17 protein-coding genes are annotated in these 15,660 nt (G+C 61.6%); 4 read left to right on the top strand and 13 right to left on the bottom strand.

Features of this window, described 5'->3' with window-relative positions; all coding sequences use genetic code 11:
* Positions 1-24: 24 nt before the first annotated feature.
* Positions 25-1,722: a hypothetical protein gene (locus LAC81_RS08530; protein WP_223725502.1), complete on the top strand. Its 1,698-nt coding sequence runs from the start codon at positions 25-27 to the stop codon at positions 1,720-1,722.
* A gap of 109 nt (positions 1,723-1,831) precedes the next feature.
* Here the strand turns inward: LAC81_RS08530 and LAC81_RS08525 are convergent, their stop codons facing one another.
* The 5 genes from LAC81_RS08525 to LAC81_RS08505 all read right to left on the bottom strand — a co-directional run bounded on the left by LAC81_RS08525 (position 1,832) and on the right by LAC81_RS08505 (position 6,003).
* The gene (locus LAC81_RS08525; RefSeq protein ID WP_223727472.1) at positions 1,832-3,124 is read right to left on the bottom strand and encodes a multidrug effflux MFS transporter; all 1,293 of its coding nucleotides are present in this window, start codon (positions 3,122-3,124) and stop codon (positions 1,832-1,834) included.
* 100 nt (positions 3,125-3,224) lie between these two features.
* Positions 3,225-4,463 (bottom strand): multidrug effflux MFS transporter, encoded by a 1,239-nt coding sequence (locus LAC81_RS08520; RefSeq protein ID WP_223727471.1) that lies wholly within the window; start codon positions 4,461-4,463, stop codon positions 3,225-3,227.
* A 481-nt stretch (positions 4,464-4,944) separates the two neighbouring features.
* Positions 4,945-5,283 (bottom strand): Grx4 family monothiol glutaredoxin, encoded by a 339-nt coding sequence (gene grxD / locus LAC81_RS08515; protein WP_058328257.1) that lies wholly within the window; start codon positions 5,281-5,283, stop codon positions 4,945-4,947.
* Between the two features lie 237 nt (positions 5,284-5,520).
* Complete coding sequence (locus LAC81_RS08510; protein ID WP_223727470.1) at positions 5,521-5,763, bottom strand: hypothetical protein; 243 nt, start codon at positions 5,761-5,763, stop codon at positions 5,521-5,523.
* A 6-nt stretch (positions 5,764-5,769) separates the two neighbouring features.
* Entirely contained in the window at positions 5,770-6,003 is a 234-nt protein-coding gene (locus tag LAC81_RS08505; RefSeq protein WP_057248940.1) for a BolA family protein, read from the bottom strand.
* A 350-nt stretch (positions 6,004-6,353) separates the two neighbouring features.
* Here LAC81_RS08505 and LAC81_RS08500 point away from each other — a divergent pair, with 350 nt between their 5' ends.
* The gene (locus LAC81_RS08500) at positions 6,354-6,749 is read left to right on the top strand and encodes an ester cyclase (RefSeq protein ID WP_235693170.1); all 396 of its coding nucleotides are present in this window, start codon (positions 6,354-6,356) and stop codon (positions 6,747-6,749) included.
* Here the strand turns inward: LAC81_RS08500 and LAC81_RS08495 are convergent.
* From LAC81_RS08495 to LAC81_RS08480, 4 genes are all read right to left on the bottom strand, one after another.
* Positions 6,746-7,666: a LysR family transcriptional regulator gene (locus LAC81_RS08495; RefSeq protein WP_223727468.1), complete on the bottom strand. Its 921-nt coding sequence runs from the start codon at positions 7,664-7,666 to the stop codon at positions 6,746-6,748. The two genes, LAC81_RS08500 and LAC81_RS08495, sit on opposite strands and share 4 nt — an antisense overlap.
* Before the next feature lie 44 nt (positions 7,667-7,710).
* Complete coding sequence (purL, locus tag LAC81_RS08490) at positions 7,711-9,942, bottom strand: phosphoribosylformylglycinamidine synthase subunit PurL (RefSeq protein WP_223727467.1); 2,232 nt, start codon at positions 9,940-9,942, stop codon at positions 7,711-7,713.
* A gap of 300 nt (positions 9,943-10,242) precedes the next feature.
* Positions 10,243-10,824, bottom strand: a complete 582-nt coding sequence (locus tag LAC81_RS08485) for an acyloxyacyl hydrolase (protein ID WP_223727466.1) — start codon at positions 10,822-10,824, stop codon at positions 10,243-10,245.
* Between the two features lie 91 nt (positions 10,825-10,915).
* Positions 10,916-12,334: a PLP-dependent aminotransferase family protein gene (locus tag LAC81_RS08480; RefSeq protein WP_223727465.1), complete on the bottom strand. Its 1,419-nt coding sequence runs from the start codon at positions 12,332-12,334 to the stop codon at positions 10,916-10,918.
* A 31-nt stretch (positions 12,335-12,365) separates the two neighbouring features.
* Between LAC81_RS08480 and LAC81_RS08475 the strand changes: the two genes are divergently transcribed.
* A complete protein-coding gene (locus tag LAC81_RS08475) occupies positions 12,366-12,671 on the top strand; it encodes a DUF1127 domain-containing protein (protein ID WP_223727464.1) in 306 nt (101 codons plus the stop codon).
* Between the two features lie 88 nt (positions 12,672-12,759).
* Here LAC81_RS08475 and LAC81_RS08470 read toward each other — a convergent pair whose 3' ends face one another.
* From LAC81_RS08470 to purC, 4 genes are all read right to left on the bottom strand, one after another.
* Positions 12,760-13,167, bottom strand: coding sequence for a hypothetical protein (locus LAC81_RS08470; RefSeq protein ID WP_223727463.1), 408 nt, complete (start codon positions 13,165-13,167; stop codon positions 12,760-12,762).
* 56 nt (positions 13,168-13,223) lie between these two features.
* Positions 13,224-13,895 carry a phosphoribosylformylglycinamidine synthase subunit PurQ gene (purQ, locus tag LAC81_RS08465; RefSeq protein ID WP_113540035.1) on the bottom strand — a complete coding sequence of 224 codons (672 nt, stop codon included), beginning with the start codon at positions 13,893-13,895 and terminating at the stop codon, positions 13,224-13,226.
* 168 nt (positions 13,896-14,063) lie between these two features.
* A complete protein-coding gene (gene purS / locus LAC81_RS08460; RefSeq protein ID WP_034794427.1) occupies positions 14,064-14,306 on the bottom strand; it encodes a phosphoribosylformylglycinamidine synthase subunit PurS in 243 nt (80 codons plus the stop codon).
* A gap of 17 nt (positions 14,307-14,323) precedes the next feature.
* Entirely contained in the window at positions 14,324-15,088 is a 765-nt protein-coding gene (purC, locus tag LAC81_RS08455; RefSeq protein ID WP_034794646.1) for a phosphoribosylaminoimidazolesuccinocarboxamide synthase, read from the bottom strand.
* A gap of 230 nt (positions 15,089-15,318) precedes the next feature.
* On the opposite strand from purC, the gene LAC81_RS08450 reads away from it, so the two are divergent.
* A complete protein-coding gene (locus LAC81_RS08450) occupies positions 15,319-15,633 on the top strand; it encodes a DUF1476 domain-containing protein (RefSeq protein ID WP_223727462.1) in 315 nt (104 codons plus the stop codon).
* Positions 15,634-15,660 lie beyond the last annotated feature (27 nt).

The following is a 15,660-nucleotide window of genomic DNA, read 5'->3' as shown; positions in this document are numbered from 1 at the left end:
ATTTTTTCGGAGACCCAAAAACGCTTGCGACTGCCTCTCCCCTTCCAGGGAGTGAACGTCAACTTCTGTAAAAATCCGCACTGCCCAAACTTCGGCGTTGCAGCGGAGCTGGAGGACGGTCGAGGGCGATCCCGATCAGACAACAATCGGACACCGTATAAGGTTTCAGCGAGGGACGATAACGCTGTCCTCAGGTGCACGACATGCGGCACGTCCTCCATCGTCAAAAGCAACAAGGCCGTTTGGGAGGAGTTCGACCGACACCTACAGTCGCTCGCCGCACCTCTTGGCCACAGGTGCACGAAGAAGACCTGCTCGAACCACTCGAAGCCGCTTGATTCGCATCCCGGAGAATACTACCGCCACGGCACCAACGCGAGCGGCGACCCACGATACCGATGCCGTGAATGCCGGACGACCTTTTCGGCGGCAAGGCGGCATGCAAGGCATCGGAAGTCGCACGAGAACAAGACCGTCTTCCAGCTTCTCGTCGCAAAGGTCGCCCTTGCCAAGATCGCGCAGGTCACGGGCCTGAATATCAAGACGGTTTACGACAAGATCGATTTTATCCACGGCCAGTGCGCCAAGTTCGTCGCGGACCGCGAGCGTCGCCTTCCCACGATGGACCTGGGCGACATGCGTCTCTGCACGGACATGCAGGACTACATGGTCAACTGGCCGACCAAGGCGATGCGCAAGACGATCCAGTTCCGGGCAATCGTGACGAGCTGCCTCAACACCGGATACGTCCTCGCCTGCCACCCGCAGCTCGATCTACGTTTCAATACGCTGGAGGTCCAGCAGCTCGTCGAGGAATGCGACGATCTCCTGAAGCGGCCCGCCTTCCGGGAGTACGCCCGCCTTTGGAACTTCGAGGATTACGCCAGCGCCCTGTCGCTTCCATCGAACGTGTTTCGACCAGTCCGCGAGGACCAGGAGTCGCCAGAGCACATGACCGAAGACCGCCAGCTACCCAGGCAGGGGGCGATGGTTCACATCGATTATCTGGCAATAGGGCACTTCCGATATCTCCGCCATCTGCTCGGCCGCGCCGACCATGTGTACTTTTCGCTCGACGCTGACCCCGGCCTCCCGACCGCCGTCCTGGCGGGCTGGGTCGACAAGGCCATGGCCCGCAAGCTCGACGTCGCGGTTATGTCGTTCGACAAGAATTCCACCATCGACGAGAAGAACGAGCGGGTGATGGCGGCCAACAAGATCAAGGCGCTCGCCGAGGAGGCCTATCCCTTCCTTCATCCATTCGTGGCTTGGCTGACATTCTTCCTGCAGATTAGCGGGCTGGATCGGATGAGCACCTCGGAGCGAAGCGAGCACCTCAGGACCACCGAGGTCGATTACCCGTACATCAACAAGTCAGAACCCGGAAAGCGCGTCCGCCTGCTAACGGACGACGGCAGACGGACTGGCCTGCAGATCGCAAGGGTGCTCCACGATGTCTCGCTCCACCAGGTCGACAGGTTCTTCATGCAGGTCCGCCGCAGCATCGCCGGGCTGGAACGAGCGCCGTCGTATCCGAGGCGTGCGGCGCGAAAATGGTACCTGTACGGGTTCTACTCCCCCGACATGGTCGAGAAGTGCCTGGTGATCTTCCGCACCTACTTCAACTTCATCGCCAAGGGCAAGGACGGCCAAACACCAGCCATGCGCTTGGGCCTCGCCAAGGGGCCAGTTCGCTTCGAGGATATCCTCTATTTCGACTGAATTTTAGAGAGAGCTAAATCATGTGGAATCGACCCGAAAGTCGATTCCACATTTAAGTAAGTGGCTGGGGATCACTCCGGGCGGGCTTTTTCATAGCGCGAGGGGCGAATTACATATGGCCGCCGCCGTGATCCATGGAGACGTCTTTGTCGCCGGGATGAGTGAAGAGTTTGCCCTTCTCGGCCCAGAGCGTCGCCAGGATGGTCAGGATGCCGAAGAGGGCGAAACCACCGAGAAGCGGCTGCAGCGTACCGTTGAAGAGCTGGCCAACGGCGCCGCCGATCAAGGCGCCACCGGTTGTGGAGACGAAGCCGGTGATGGCCGTTGCCGTGCCGGCGAGGTGGCCCATCGGCTCCAGGCTGATTGCAGTAAAGTTCGTCGCGATGACCGCAAAGAACATCAGCAGCACCGAGAACATCAGGTAGCTGACGACGAAGGCCGGCGTGCCGGAGAGTGACATCACGAAGCCCGCGACCGAGATCAGCGTGAACAGGATCATCGAGACGTGCGAGATGCGGCGCATGCCGAAGCTGCGGACGAAGAAGCCGTTGGCGAAATTCGCGACCGCGATGCCGCCCGCCGTGCCGGCAAAGGCGATCGGCAGCCAGTCGCCGAGGCCATAAACCTCGCCGAAGATCTGCTGAACCGTGACGATGTAGGCGCAGATAACGGCGGTGAAGAGCGTCATGCCGATCATGTAGCCGCAGGTGATGCGATTGGTAAGAACGGTCTTGAAACCGGAAACGACCGCACCGACGGAAAGCGGCATGCGCTCCTCGCGGGGCAGGGACTCCTTCATGCGGGAAAAGGCCCAGACGAACAGGATCGCTCCGATGACGCCGATCAGGATGAAAATCCAGTGCCAGTTGGCGTAGAGGATCACGAGCTGGCCGATCGAAGGGGCGACGATCGGCACGATCATGAACACGATCATGACATAGGACATGACGCGCGCCATCTCGCGGCCGCCAAAGCAGTCGCGCACGATCGCCATGGTGGTGATGCGGATCGCGGCGGCGCCGATACCCTGAATGAAGCGCAGGATGAGCAGCGTCTCAAAGCTCTGGGTAAGCGCAGCCGAAAACATCGACACGGTGAAGAACGCGAGGCCGCCCAGCAGTACCTTGCGACGGCCGAAGGCGTCGGAAAGACTGCCGAAGAAGATCTGCGAAAGGCCGAAGCCGAGGAAGAAGACGCCAATCACCAGCTGGCTATCGTTGGTGTTGGCGACGTTCAGCGACTGGCCGATGGCCGGCAACGCCGGCAGCATGCTGTCGATGGCGATGGCGACGCTCGCCGTCATGACGGCGATGGTGATGATGAACTCGACGATCCCCATGTTGAGGCGCTGAGCCCCGGAAACCCCGTCGATATGTTCGGATTGATTGGCAGTGGTGGACATTTGGGAAAACCCGTAAATTCAATCTTTGGAGAGACTGGCCGGCAGTTTGGGGCGCTACAGCGACCTTTCGCGTCTTAAGACACGCATGGCACTGTAGAGATCAGCCGGCCGGCTGATGGTGCGGTTTGAACAGCTTGCCGCGTTCGGCGATGAAAACGAAAACGAGACCAATCGCGGCAACGGTGAAGTAGCCAGTGGCAAGGGGTGTAGCCGTACCGTCGAAAGACTGGCCGATGAAGGCTCCGATCATGCTTCCACCGATCGTCTGCATGAAGCCGAGCACGGAGGACGCGGTTCCGGCGACGTGTCCGAGCGGCTCCATGGCCATGGCGTTGAAGTTTGGCGCGATCAACCCGAACTGGAACATCGTGGCGCAGTAGAGCACGACGAAAACCGGGAAGGGCAACGGTCCATAGAGTGAGGCCGACATCCAGACGAAACTTGCGAGCGTGAAGCCGCAGAGCGCTGCGTGCGAAAGCGGCCGCATGCCGAAGCGGCGGACGAGGCGGGAGTTGGTGAAGGAAGCGACCGCCATCATACCGGCAAACGCCGCGAAGACAAGCGGAAACCACACGCCTAGGCCGTAGACGCCGACGAGCACCTGTTGCGCCGAGTTGATGAACCCGAAGAGCGCGCCAAGGATCACAGAGGTCGCGAGCGTATAGAGCAGCGACAGCCGGTTGGTCAGCACGATGCGGAAACCGCTGAGGATGACCGACGGCGTGAAGTCGCGGCGATGCGCCGGATCAAGGGTTTCGTCAAGCTTTGAAACGACGAGCGCGATGATCATCACCGCATAGACTGCGACGACCACGAAGATCATGTGCCATTCCGCAAAGCTGATGATGAGCTGACCTATGCTGGGCGCGATGACCGGAACGATCATGAACACCATCATGACCAGCGACATGACCTCCGCCATCTGCCGGCCGCCATAGACGTCGCGCACGATCGAAATGGTGATGACGCGCGTCGCCGCCGCACCCGCGCCCTGGACGAAGCGCAACGCCAGCATGAGGCCGAAGCTTGGCACGACGGCGATTGCGAGCGCACAAAGTGCGTAGAGAACGAGGCCAGCGAGAAGCGGCGGCTTACGGCCGAACCGATCCGACAGCGGGCCGAAGAACAGTTGTGCCACGCCCATGCCGAGCAGATAGGCGGTAATGATGTACTGCCGCTCATTTTCGGAGGCAACGCCAAGGCTCGCGCCGATCTGCTGCAGGCCGGGAAGCATGATGTCGATCGAGATCGCGTTGGTCGCCATCAGCATGGCCATCAATGCAATGAACTGGAATTTCGTGAGGCCGGGCCGGGCGTCGTCGTTGGTCGTGCTTGTCATTTTCAAAAAGTCCTAACGGCGCATCGGGCGCAAGCGGAACAGGTTGGTCCGGAGCAGATCCGGAAAAAGAGGGTGTCTGCTGGCGTCACGCCGGCAGACATATGAATTTCGAGCAGGGGCCGCCGGGGCGATATGAAACCGCACGGACCGGGCCGGCATGAAGCAAGGTGTGCGTCGAGCGGCGGGGACCGGACTTCCGGCGCCAGAGCGAGGCGAGGACCTCTACGGCCAGCTTATGCCGAACGATCGCAACCGATTCATGACAGGCCGGACATCGGATATCCGGCCTTCGCCCGCTCCTGAGCGCCGGCAGGCACTCGTAAAGGAAGCACGCTCTTAACGCATCTCGACGGCTCCGACGCGAACACGCGCGCAAAGCCTCCAGAAGAACAACGAAAATTAGGCGATCCGGAACGACCGTCAGAATCAAAAAAGGCGGTTGCCCGCCTTCTCCGAAAGATCGGGACGAGGCGTCGCTAGATCAGGCAGCGGCACCCTTGACGGCAATACCCTGCGCCTCAAGGTGCGACTGCAGTTCGCCGGCCTGGAACATCTCGCGCACGATGTCGCAACCGCCAACGAATTCGCCCTTGACGTAGAGCTGGGGGATCGTCGGCCAATTGGAGTAATCCTTGATGCCCTGGCGCAGGTCCGCGTCGGCGAGCACATTGACGCCCTTGTAGTCGACGCCGATGTAATCGAGAATCTGGACCACCTGACCGGAGAAGCCACACTGCGGGAACTGCGGCGTACCCTTCATGAAGAGCACCACATCGTTCGTCTTGACTTCATTGTCGATGAATTCGTGAATTCCGCTCATCTTGTCTTCCTTCCTGCGCCGGCTTCAAGGGCCGGATATCTATTGGCTCTTAGATAGCATGCATATCGGTGATTTTCACCACCCATTCGCAACAAATATTGATGGTCCTCAAGATGTGGTTTTATTACCACTCCCGCGCCACGCGCCTCATCAGACCACGCGCAAAGCGCACTGCAGAGACCTTTGACTTGCACGTTTAATCCTTAAATCGACCAGGAATTAAGGAACATGCCGCCGTCAGGCGGTGCGGCGACGGGTCTTGCTGCGCGCCGCAGCCGTACGGCGACGGCTAACCTGCTTCTTGGCCGGCTTGCTGACGGCAGCCTCGAGGATATCCCCGAGGATGCCGCCGCCGGAAGTCGTCCGCGCCCGACGCTTCGTCCGCTTGGTCGAGGTTCGCTTGACGCCGGTCTTCTTGAGGATTTCCCTCAGCGCGCTATCGACAACGCCGCTGACAAGTTCCTTGATCAGATCAGCCATTCCGGCTCACTCCGGCGCGCTCGTCTGCAGGGCGAGGGCGTGCAAGACACCCCCCATGTTGCCCTTGAGCGCGTTGTAGACCATCTGGTGCTGCTGCACGCGAGTCTTGCCACGAAACGCTTCGGCCACGACTTCGGCGGCATAGTGGTCGCCGTCACCGGCCAGATCGCGGATCGTGACCTTGGCTCCGGGAATCCCGGCCTTGATCATGTCTTCGATGTCGCCTGGTGTCATGGGCATGATACGCCAACTCCTTGTTTTTCTGCAGTGCCGACCGCGTCGCCAGTACCGCTCCATACCCTCAGGGAACCACGATTCAGGGGCGAAACGCAATTGCTGAATCAGGTGAGCAACAACGAGGTGCGGCCGACAATTGACGTTCTGCAAATCTGCAGAAGGTTGCTGCGACAAAGCTGATAGCAGTGAAATGCCGGTTCCGCTCTAGTGCGCAAGGGCTGGTGAGCCGAGGCGGAAGCCCGTTGCCGCCCCTTCATTTCAACAGCCCGCGCGGATGTGCCGGGCACCGCTAGGGAAGTCATATGTCACGTGATCAGGCGAATAGGGCAACGGTCGAAGCCTATGTGCGGGCGATGAATGCAGGCGACATCGAGGCCCTGCGTCCGCTCTTTGCCACCGACGCGGAGATTCAGGGCGTGGTGGGTGCCGGCGCCTTCGATTTTGCCGCACGGGTCTGGCACGATCTTCACCACGGGCTGAACATGAGGCTCGACGTCCTGTCCATGGTCGCATACGAAGACACCGTCGCGGTTCGCCTGCGCGAAACCGGCAAATGGACCGGCCCGTTTCTGGACTTCAATCAACCGACGGGCCGCTCTTACGAGTTGCTTGCGATTGAATGGTTCGAGTTCAAGGCTGGCAAGATCGCACGGCGGTGGGGCGCGCGAGACGGCGGCGCACAGGCGCGGCAACTGGGTTTTCCGGAGGCCGCCAGCCATTGTCCGGCGGGTAAGGAAGAGGAGTTTTAAACCGCTTGAACCCCCGGGGCGGAGCGTCCCTCGAACCGGTGGCGGACGACTTCAAAGCGCGCCGTCACCGCTTCGCGGAACAGCCGGACATGTGGGCTCTCACGCAGGCTTTCGTGATAGAGGAGCCAAATGTCCGAACGGGCCTCGAGCTCCGGAACAGGACAGCGCAGCAAGCCATCGTCCTCGAAGGCAGCCCAGCAGGGAAGCGGGCCGATGGCCATCCCGGAGCGCACTGCGGCTATCAGATTGGGCACGGAATTGCAGCGGATGCCGATCGGGGCGTCGGGTGCCGCTTTGCGCAAGGCAACGAGCGGGCCCAATTCCTTGAGACTGCCAGTTCCGCCAACGATCTCATGCCGGCCGAGGTCGGCAATGGTGCCCGGCAAGCCGTGGCGCTCGGCGTAGGATCGGGCGCAATGAAGCGCCCAGACGCTGGTTGCAAGCCGGCGCCGGACGATACCCGGCTCTTCGGGACAGGAGCCGACACGCAACGCGACATCCACTTCACCGCACGAAAGATCGAGCCGGCGGTCGTCGGCGATCAACTCAATAGACAATGACGGGTGCTGACTGCGCAGTTCGGCGACCAACGGCGCCACAACGTCGATGGCAAGAATCTCCGTAGTGGTCACACGCACGGTGCCGGCAATCGTCCGGTTCCAGCCGCGGGCCGTGTCGGCGAGCGTGCTCGCGCCTTGCTCGACCTGCTCGGCGAGCGCGACGGTCGCTTCCCCGCGCTCCGTCAGGCGATAGCCGTTCGGAAGGCGCACGAAGAGGGTGAGGCCGAGACCGCGTTCGAGCGCGTCGATCCGGCGTGCGACGGTCGTCTGATTGACCTTGAGGCTGCGAGCAGCCGCAAGCGTGGAGCCGGTGCGCGCCACGGCGAGAAAATATTTCAGGTCGTTCCAATCGAACATGGCGCGTCCGGAAAATCACCTGCCGTGGTGGCGCTGTTCCTGTCTCAGTTCTCCGGTGCGAGGTCGCCCTGCATGAATTCCGGGAACCAGGCCTCGTGGGCGGCACGCAGATCTGCGACCGAAACCGCCTTGGCGTCGCCGAGCTTGACGGCGTCGCCGCCGGTCTTGCCGATCACGGGGAGCGAGACGCCTGCAGCCTTCGCACGGGCGGCAACCGCATCGAGCGCGCCGGCAGCGACGGTCACGACATAGCGACCCTGGTCTTCACCGTAGAAGGTGGCAATCGGGTCATGACCGGCAACGGCGTCGACGGCAGCGCCGATGCCCGATGCCATCGCCATTTCGGCAACGGCAAGTGCAAGTCCGCCCGACGAGCAATCGTGAACGGCGGTCACGAGACCGTCGACGATCAGGCCGCGGACGAAGTCGCCAACCTTGCGCTCGTGCGCGAGGTCGACATGCGGTGCCGGACCGTCAGTACGGCCGTGGACGTCGCGCATGTAGACGGACTGGGCGATATGGGAGCCGAGGCCAGCAGGGGCGCCGGCGAGCAGGATCGTCTCGCCTTCAGCGGCAAAGCGGATGCGCGCCATCTTCGACCAGTCCCTGATCAGGCCAACGCCGCCGATCGTCGGGGTCGGCAGGATCGCCTGGCCGTTGGTCTCGTTGTAGAGCGAGACGTTGCCCGACACGATCGGGAAGTCGAGCGCGGTGCAGGCCTCGCCGATGCCCTTGATGGCATGAACCAGCTGACTCATGATTTCGGGGCGTTCCGGGTTTCCGAAGTTGAGGTTGTCGGTGGCTGCCAGCGGCAGTGATCCGGTTGCCGTCAGGTTGCGCCAGCACTCGGCGACCGCCTGCTTGCCGCCTTCGTAAGGATCGGCTTCGACATAGCGCGGCGTCACGTCGGACGAGAAGGCGAGCGCCTTTGAGGCATGACCTTCGACGCGGACGACGCCGGCGTCGCCGCCGGGAAGCTGCAGCGAATTGCCCTGGATCAGCGTGTCGTACTGCTCGTAAACCCAACGGCGCGAGGAGTTGTTGGCCGAACCGACAAGCTTGACGAGCGCGTCGGCGACATCGGCGGCCGGAATGTCGTTGGTCGCAAGCGGTGCCGTGGTCTTGGCCGGGGTCCAGGGACGATCATATTCCGGGGCTTCGTCGCCCAGTTCCTTGATCGGCAGGTTTGCGACTTCCTCGCCCTGGTGCAGGATGCGGAAACGCAGGTCGTCGGTGGTCTTGCCGACGATCGCAAAATCGAGGCCCCACTTGACGAAGATCGCCTTGGCGACTTCTTCCTTCGCGGGCTCCAGCACCATGAGCATGCGCTCCTGGCTTTCCGACAGCATCATTTCGTAAGCCGTCATGCGCTCTTCACGGACCGGAACGCTATCGAGGTTGAGCTCGATGCCGAGGTCGCCCTTGGCGCCCATTTCGACCGCCGAGCAGGTTAGGCCGGCTGCACCCATGTCCTGGATGGCGATAACGGCGCCGGTCTGCATCAGCTCGAGGCAGGCTTCGAGCAGGCACTTTTCGGTGAAGGGGTCGCCGACCTGAACGGTCGGGCGCTTCTCTTCGATCGACTCGTCGAATTCGGCAGACGCCATGGTCGCGCCACCGACACCATCACGGCCGGTCTTGGCGCCGAGATAGACGACCGGAAGGCCGACACCTTCAGCCTTCGAGTAGAAGATCGCGTCGCTCTTGGCGAGGCCGGCAGCAAAGGCGTTGACGAGGATGTTGCCGTTGTAGCGGGCGTCGAACTCGACTTCGCCGCCGACAGTCGGAACGCCGAAGGAGTTGCCGTAGCCGCCGACACCGGCAACGACGCCGGAAACGAGGTGGCGGGTCTTCGGATGATCCGGCGAACCGAAGCGCAGCGCGTTCATCGCCGCGACGGGACGGGCGCCCATGGTGAAGACGTCGCGCAGGATGCCGCCGACGCCGGTCGCAGCGCCCTGATAGGGCTCGATATAGGACGGGTGGTTGTGGCTCTCCATCTTGAAGACGACGCAGTCGCCGTCATCGATGTCGACCACGCCGGCGTTTTCGCCGGGGCCCTGGATGACGCGCGGCCCCTTGGTCGGCAGCGTGCGCAGCCACTTTTTCGAAGATTTGTAGGAGCAGTGCTCGTTCCACATGGCCGAGAAGATACCGAGTTCGGTAAAGGTCGGCTCGCGTCCGATCAGGCTCAGAATGCGCTCGTACTCGTCAGGCTTCAGCCCGTGCGATGCGATGAGGTCCGGGGTGATGGGGCGGGTGTTGGAAATCGTCATCGTCGACCGTCAAATCCTTCGGGCGGCGCGCAATCCCGTCAAGAGGAATAGGGCGCGTGCGAACCGCAACAGACACAACTGCATGTGTCCCTAAATCGTACCGATTTCAGGACAAAAACATGCAGCAACCTAAAGTGCTACAGCGTCCTTTGCGCGTCTGATGAGACGCGCGGCGCTGAAGTGGGCGCTTTGCGGCTTCTTTAGCCTATGCTGCGGCGCGGCGCGACAGAAAAATACGGGCGATCAACAGCGGTTGACGCCCGTACAAAGCTTTGCAGGAGGCTGATGCGGCGGCTCGCGTCAGAACTTGTAGCCGAGCGCGAGACCGGCGCGTGTCAGGCCATTGTTTGGGCCGTCGCACAGATTGGCATGAGACGCGTGTTCCACGGTCGCCGAAACGTTCCAGTGCTCGTCCAGGCGAACGCCGGCAGCGGCATATTCGCGGAAGAGGAAGCGGCAGCCGAGCTGGGGACCGGAGCCGCTGTGGTTGTCGAGGTCGCCGTCATGAACCGTACCGCCGGCGCCGAACTCGACGAAGAGGCGCTTCGTCATGTCGAAGGTCCAGCTCAAGCCACCATAGGCCTGATTGACACCGTTGGACGCGGTTGCAACGGCCGCACCGGTATAGACCCGCGGACGCAGCAGCTTCTCGCCGAGATCGACGGCGCCATCTGCATCGAACGGGTCGAAATACACGGTGAACGACGGAAACACCCCGTCTTCCTGCTTGCCGCCGGCAGCAATCGACGTCGTCACGCCGAAGCGCATTTCGTCGAAGACACCATCCGCAGCCACCGCCGGCGCGGCGGTGATCAATGTGGTCGTAGCGAGAAGAAGGGATGCGACGCGACGCGATGAGGCGGAGCTGAACGGTAGCGGCATGCGGAATCCTTAAGGCGAATCATATGCGCAAGACTGCTAAAATAATATGTTGCGCAACCTTGCCCGAAAGTCACCCCGTGGATTCCGATAGTCACTCGAAACTGTCGTAGCCGGCGCGTCCGCTGTCGAGCAGCCGCTTCAGCGTCTGAAAGCCCGCCCGTACCTGGGCTCGGTCCGGCGGTGAGGAGAAGCCGATGCGAATGCGGTGAAAGACGCGGTCGGTGCGGCCGGCCTTGAACTCATCCTCGTCGTCGACGAGCACGCCCTCCTGCAGGGCGGCCTGCTTGAAAGTGCCGGACAGCCACGGATCGGGCAACTTCATCCAGAGAAACGGAATGCAGGGATGCGAGGTGAACTCGATACCGTCGAAGATCTCGCGGGCCATCGCCTCACGGGCGCGAACTTCTTCGATGCCCTTGCTGCGAAGGATCGCAGCAGACCCGGAAAGCACGAGCCGGGCACAAAGCTCCGCCAGGATAAACGGCAGGCCGCCGCTCACCATCTTGTGGGCAATGCGGATACGCTGGCTGAAATGCGGAGGGCAGGCGACCCAGCCGCCACGTACGCCGGCCGCGACGGACTTCGAAAGACCACCGACCAAAAAGGTGCGCTCGGGTGCAAGCTCGGCCAGGAGTGGTGTCTGATCACCGGTCATGGCGCCATAGAGATCGTCCTCCACAAGCCACACGCCATATTTGCGGGCGATGTCGGCGATCGCCTGGCGGCGGGCCAGCGGCATGACGGCGACGGTCGGGTTCTGCGCGCTCGGCATCAGGAAGGCGAGTTTCGGATGCTGCTGGGCGCAGACGCGCTCGAAATCCTCGGGGATCATGCCGAATTCGTCCGATTCGACCAGCGTCGTCCGGCGACCGACCAGCCCGGCGCTTCGGCTCACCTGCGAATAGGTGAGCGTCTCAAAGGCGATGCGATCGCCAGGCGCCGTGACTGCCGTGATGACGGCAACGACGGCCGCATGGGCACCAAGCGTCGGCACGATGTCTTCAGGCCGCGGGCGGAAGCCGCCGCGGGCCAGCCACAGGCAACCCGCCTCGAACCAATGGTCCGGAAAATTGCGGGCGTAGCTTGCAATGTCGGCATGGTGGTCGTGGCTGATTTCGCTCAGCAACTCGCTGAGCACCGTGCCTTGACCGATATCCGGAGCCGCGGTGCTGTCGAACCTGAGCTTGCCGGCCGGCGCGACAAGCGGTCGCGTGCCGGCGAGGGAGGTTGTCAGAGGATCGGCCTGCTCCGGCGGGCGGCTTTCGGGATGATCGAGCACATAGGTGCCGCGCCCGACTTCACCGCTCACCAATCCGCGTTCGCGAACGATGTTGTAGGCGCGTCCGATCGTGCCGATTGTCACGCCTATATCGTAGGCGAGGTTGCGTTGGGGCGGCAATTTGGCCCCGACGGCGAGGGCGCCGGTACCAATTGCCTGCTCGATCTGGTCGGCAATCCGCGCATAGAGCGGACCGTGACCCTGCTGAATATCTGGGAGCCAATTTGTCATAGTGACAATTCTTTAGATTACAGCGCGAAATATGTCAATTATCACCGATACAACGATAGCAATCGCTGCATTGGGGTTATCAATGAGTACAATCGATACAATTTGTTTGTCCCGCCCGGAAGCGAAGTCCGCCTCGCGCTCCAGCACATTGCTGGGCGGCGACTACTCGGACGAACGCGAAAGCCTGCTGAAGCGGCTTTGGGGTCTTTATTGCGAATTGGCGGCGAAGCGACGCAGCCGTCTGGCGCTCGGGGACATGAGCGAATGGCAACTGAGGGATATCGGGGTTTCCGAGAAGGATGCGCGTCAGGAGTCGATTGTCCCTTTCTGGCGCTAACGGAGCGGAACAACTGTTCGACAAAGCACAAAGGCCGGCGCCCCTTGCGGTCTCCGGCCTTGGATCGATTCGATGATAGGAGTGGGGTCTACTTGCAGCCCTGTCCGCCGGCAGCCCAGCGCTTGATATCGGCGGCCATGCGCGTTCCCGTCGACTCGTCCATCAACGGCCCGAAGGCCTGGAGACGTGCCGGGTTGCCCTCGGCCTGAACGACGGCAAGCGGGCGCGCTTCCGGTGACTTGCGCGGCACGATCAGAATGCGCGGACGACCTGAGAACGAATTGAGTTCCGGCGCCAAGCGATAGGACTTGAACTCGGGATCGCCCGACTTGAACCAGCAGCTATTGGCACCCAGCGCCACGCGCTCCATGGTCGGCAGCGCCGCCGTGTTCGGAGTCGGCGCTGGCGGCTTCGGCGATTGGCACGAAGCGAGGAGGGCCAGGCCGAATGTTGCGCAGGCAAGGCCGGCCAGGCGTGCAGTGACAAATGAAGGCATCGACGGTCTCGCTCGCATTTTGGGGATGGGTCGGATGCCTTCTATCAGCCGGTTGGTTAAGCGGCGATTACTTCGAGCGCCGAAGCAAAGAGGCCGCGACCGTCAGAACCGCCATGTGCGGCTTCGATCAGGTTTTCCGGATGCGGCATCATGCCGAGCACGTTACCCTCGGCGTTCATGACGCCGGCAATATCGTTCATGGAGCCGTTCGGGTTGGTGCCTTCGGCGTAGCGGAAGACCACCTGGCCGTTGCCTTCGATCGCCTTCAGCGTCTCGGCATCGGCAAAGTAGTTGCCGTCATGGTGAGCGACCGGCGAGCGGATGATCTGGCCCTTGCTGTAGGCGCGGGTGAAGTCGGTGTCGGCGTTGACCACTTCAAGCTTGATCTCGCGGCAGACGAACTTGAGCGAGGCGTTGCGCATCAGGGCGCCCGGCAGCAGGCCAGCCTCAACGAGGATCTGGAAGCCGTTGCAGACGCCGAGAACCTTGACGCCCTTTTCCGCCTTGGCCTTGATCGCCTGCATGACCGGCATGCGCGCCGCGATCGCGCCGCAGCGCAGGTAGTCGCCATAGGAGAAGCCGCCGGGGATGACGATCAGGTCGACATCGGGGATGTCTGTCTCCGTCTGCCAGACGGTGACCGGAGCCTTGCCGGAAATCTTGGTGAGGGCCGCAATCATGTCGCGATCGCGGTTGAGGCCCGGAAGCTGGACGACGGCTGACTTCATATCTCTGTCTCCGATACGGCGAGATCAAATCTTGATGCCGCACCCCGACGAGCCAGGCACCTCTTGCGACGACAACAGCACCGCACCCTCGGGCGCTCGTGCTGCTGCGGCGTTCTTAACGTCTGGTTCCGCGCCCGAAAGCGCGGAACGATTTCGATGCCTGACAGATCAGGCGAACGAGATGCTGTAGTTCTCGATCACCGTGTTGGCGAGCAGCTTTTCGCACATGGCCTTGAGGTCTTCTTCGGCCTTGGCCTTGTCTGCGGATTCGATCTGAAGGTCGAAGACCTTGCCCTGGCGGACCTGGCCGATGCCGTCGAAGCCGAGTGCGCCGAGCGCACCTTCGATTGCCTTGCCCTGCGGATCGAGAACGCCGTTCTTCAGCGTCACGGTTACACGTGCCTTGATCACTTTGAATTTCCCCGAAGTTACTTTACCAGAACCGGACCGGTGCCGCGCACGGGTTCGTTCTCGTTCATGATGCCGAGACGGCGGGCGACTTCCTGGTAAGCCTCGACGAGGCCACCGAGGTCGCGGCGGAAGCGGTCCTTATCGAGCTTCTCGCGGGTCTCGATGTCCCAGAGACGGCAGCTGTCCGGCGAGATCTCGTCGGCGAGCACGATGCGCATCATGTCGCCCTCGAACAGGCGTCCGCACTCGATCTTGAAGTCGACGAGCTGAATGCCGACGCCCAGGAACAGGCCCGAAAGGAAGTCGTTGATGCGGATGGCGAGCGCCATGATGTCGTCGAGTTCCTGGGGGCTTGCCCAGCCGAAGGCGGTGATGTGCTCTTCAGAGACCATCGGGTCTTCGAGTGCGTCGGCCTTGTAGTAGAACTCGATGATCGAACGCGGAAGAACGGTGCCCTCCTCGATGCCGAGACGCTTGGCCAGCGAGCCGGCAGCGACGTTGCGCACGACGATTTCAAGCGGGATGATCTCGACTTCCTTGATCAACTGCTCGCGCATGTTGAGGCGGCGGATAAAGTGCGTCGGGATGCCGATCTTGTTCAGGTGCGTGAAGATGTATTCGGAAATACGGTTGTTCAGCACGCCCTTGCCGTCGATGACGTCATGCTTTTTCTTGTTGAAGGCGGTCGCGTCGTCCTTGAAGAACTGGATGAGCGTGCCCGGCTCCGGGCCCTCATAGAGGATCTTGGCCTTGCCCTCGTAGATACGGCGGCGACGATTCATGGATTCTGTCTCTGTGCTTGCTGGCGCTCTTGGGCGGCGCGCGTGGAATATCTCTCGGGGTCCATAGCTGAAAAGAACGGATTTCACAATCGGCGTATCTTTCAGTCCCACTGATTTACAGAGGGTAGCATGAAAGTCGCGAATCCCGAAAACTGCGCAATTCAGTTTGACCTCCATTTTGGTTATGGCGATAACTGTTCAGGGCACCGAATTCTCAGGGAGATCAATTGATGACCACTATGCAGGATCGCGAAAAAGCCTTTGAAGCGAAGTTTGCGCTGGACGAAGAACTGAAGTTCAAAGCTGAAGCGCGCCGCAACAAACTCCTTGGTCTCTGGGCTGCCGGATTGCTCGGCAAGCCCGATGCCGAAGCCTATGCCAAGGAAGTCGTGACCGTGGACTTCGAGCATGCCGGTCACGAAGAGATCATCCGCAAGCTCAAGGCGGATTTCGACACTGCGGGCGTTGCCCAGACGGAAGAACAGATCCGCAAGCGCATGCTCGAGCTTCTCGCCGAAGCGATCCAGCAGATCCAGAACACCTGATTGACGCGCACTCTTGCGTCCACCATC

Origin of the sequence: Ensifer adhaerens (genome assembly GCF_020035535.1) — a bacterium.
Lineage (GTDB): Bacteria > Pseudomonadota > Alphaproteobacteria > Rhizobiales > Rhizobiaceae > Ensifer.
This window is presented reverse-complemented; position numbering and strand designations above follow the sequence as displayed.

Coding starts and splice junctions, on each gene's coding strand:
- LAC81_RS08525 (WP_223727472.1), bottom strand. CDS start 3,124: ATGTCCACCACTGCCAATCAATCCGAACATATCGACGGGGTTTCCGGG.
- LAC81_RS08520 (WP_223727471.1), bottom strand. CDS start 4,463: ATGACAAGCACGACCAACGACGACGCCCGGCCCGGCCTCACGAAATTC.
- grxD (WP_058328257.1), bottom strand. CDS start 5,283: ATGAGCGGAATTCACGAATTCATCGACAATGAAGTCAAGACGAACGAT.
- LAC81_RS08510 (WP_223727470.1), bottom strand. CDS start 5,763: ATGGCTGATCTGATCAAGGAACTTGTCAGCGGCGTTGTCGATAGCGCG.
- LAC81_RS08505 (WP_057248940.1), bottom strand. CDS start 6,003: ATGCCCATGACACCAGGCGACATCGAAGACATGATCAAGGCCGGGATT.
- LAC81_RS08500 (WP_235693170.1), top strand. CDS start 6,354: ATGAATGCAGGCGACATCGAGGCCCTGCGTCCGCTCTTTGCCACCGAC.
- LAC81_RS08495 (WP_223727468.1), bottom strand. CDS start 7,666: ATGTTCGATTGGAACGACCTGAAATATTTTCTCGCCGTGGCGCGCACC.
- purL (WP_223727467.1), bottom strand. CDS start 9,942: ATGACGATTTCCAACACCCGCCCCATCACCCCGGACCTCATCGCATCG.
- LAC81_RS08485 (WP_223727466.1), bottom strand. CDS start 10,824: ATGCCGCTACCGTTCAGCTCCGCCTCATCGCGTCGCGTCGCATCCCTT.
- LAC81_RS08480 (WP_223727465.1), bottom strand. CDS start 12,334: ATGACAAATTGGCTCCCAGATATTCAGCAGGGTCACGGTCCGCTCTAT.
- LAC81_RS08475 (WP_223727464.1), top strand. CDS start 12,366: ATGTCAATTATCACCGATACAACGATAGCAATCGCTGCATTGGGGTTA.
- LAC81_RS08470 (WP_223727463.1), bottom strand. CDS start 13,167: ATGCCTTCATTTGTCACTGCACGCCTGGCCGGCCTTGCCTGCGCAACA.
- purQ (WP_113540035.1), bottom strand. CDS start 13,895: ATGAAGTCAGCCGTCGTCCAGCTTCCGGGCCTCAACCGCGATCGCGAC.
- purC (WP_034794646.1), bottom strand. CDS start 15,088: ATGAATCGTCGCCGCCGTATCTACGAGGGCAAGGCCAAGATCCTCTAT.
- LAC81_RS08450 (WP_223727462.1), top strand. CDS start 15,319: ATGACCACTATGCAGGATCGCGAAAAAGCCTTTGAAGCGAAGTTTGCG.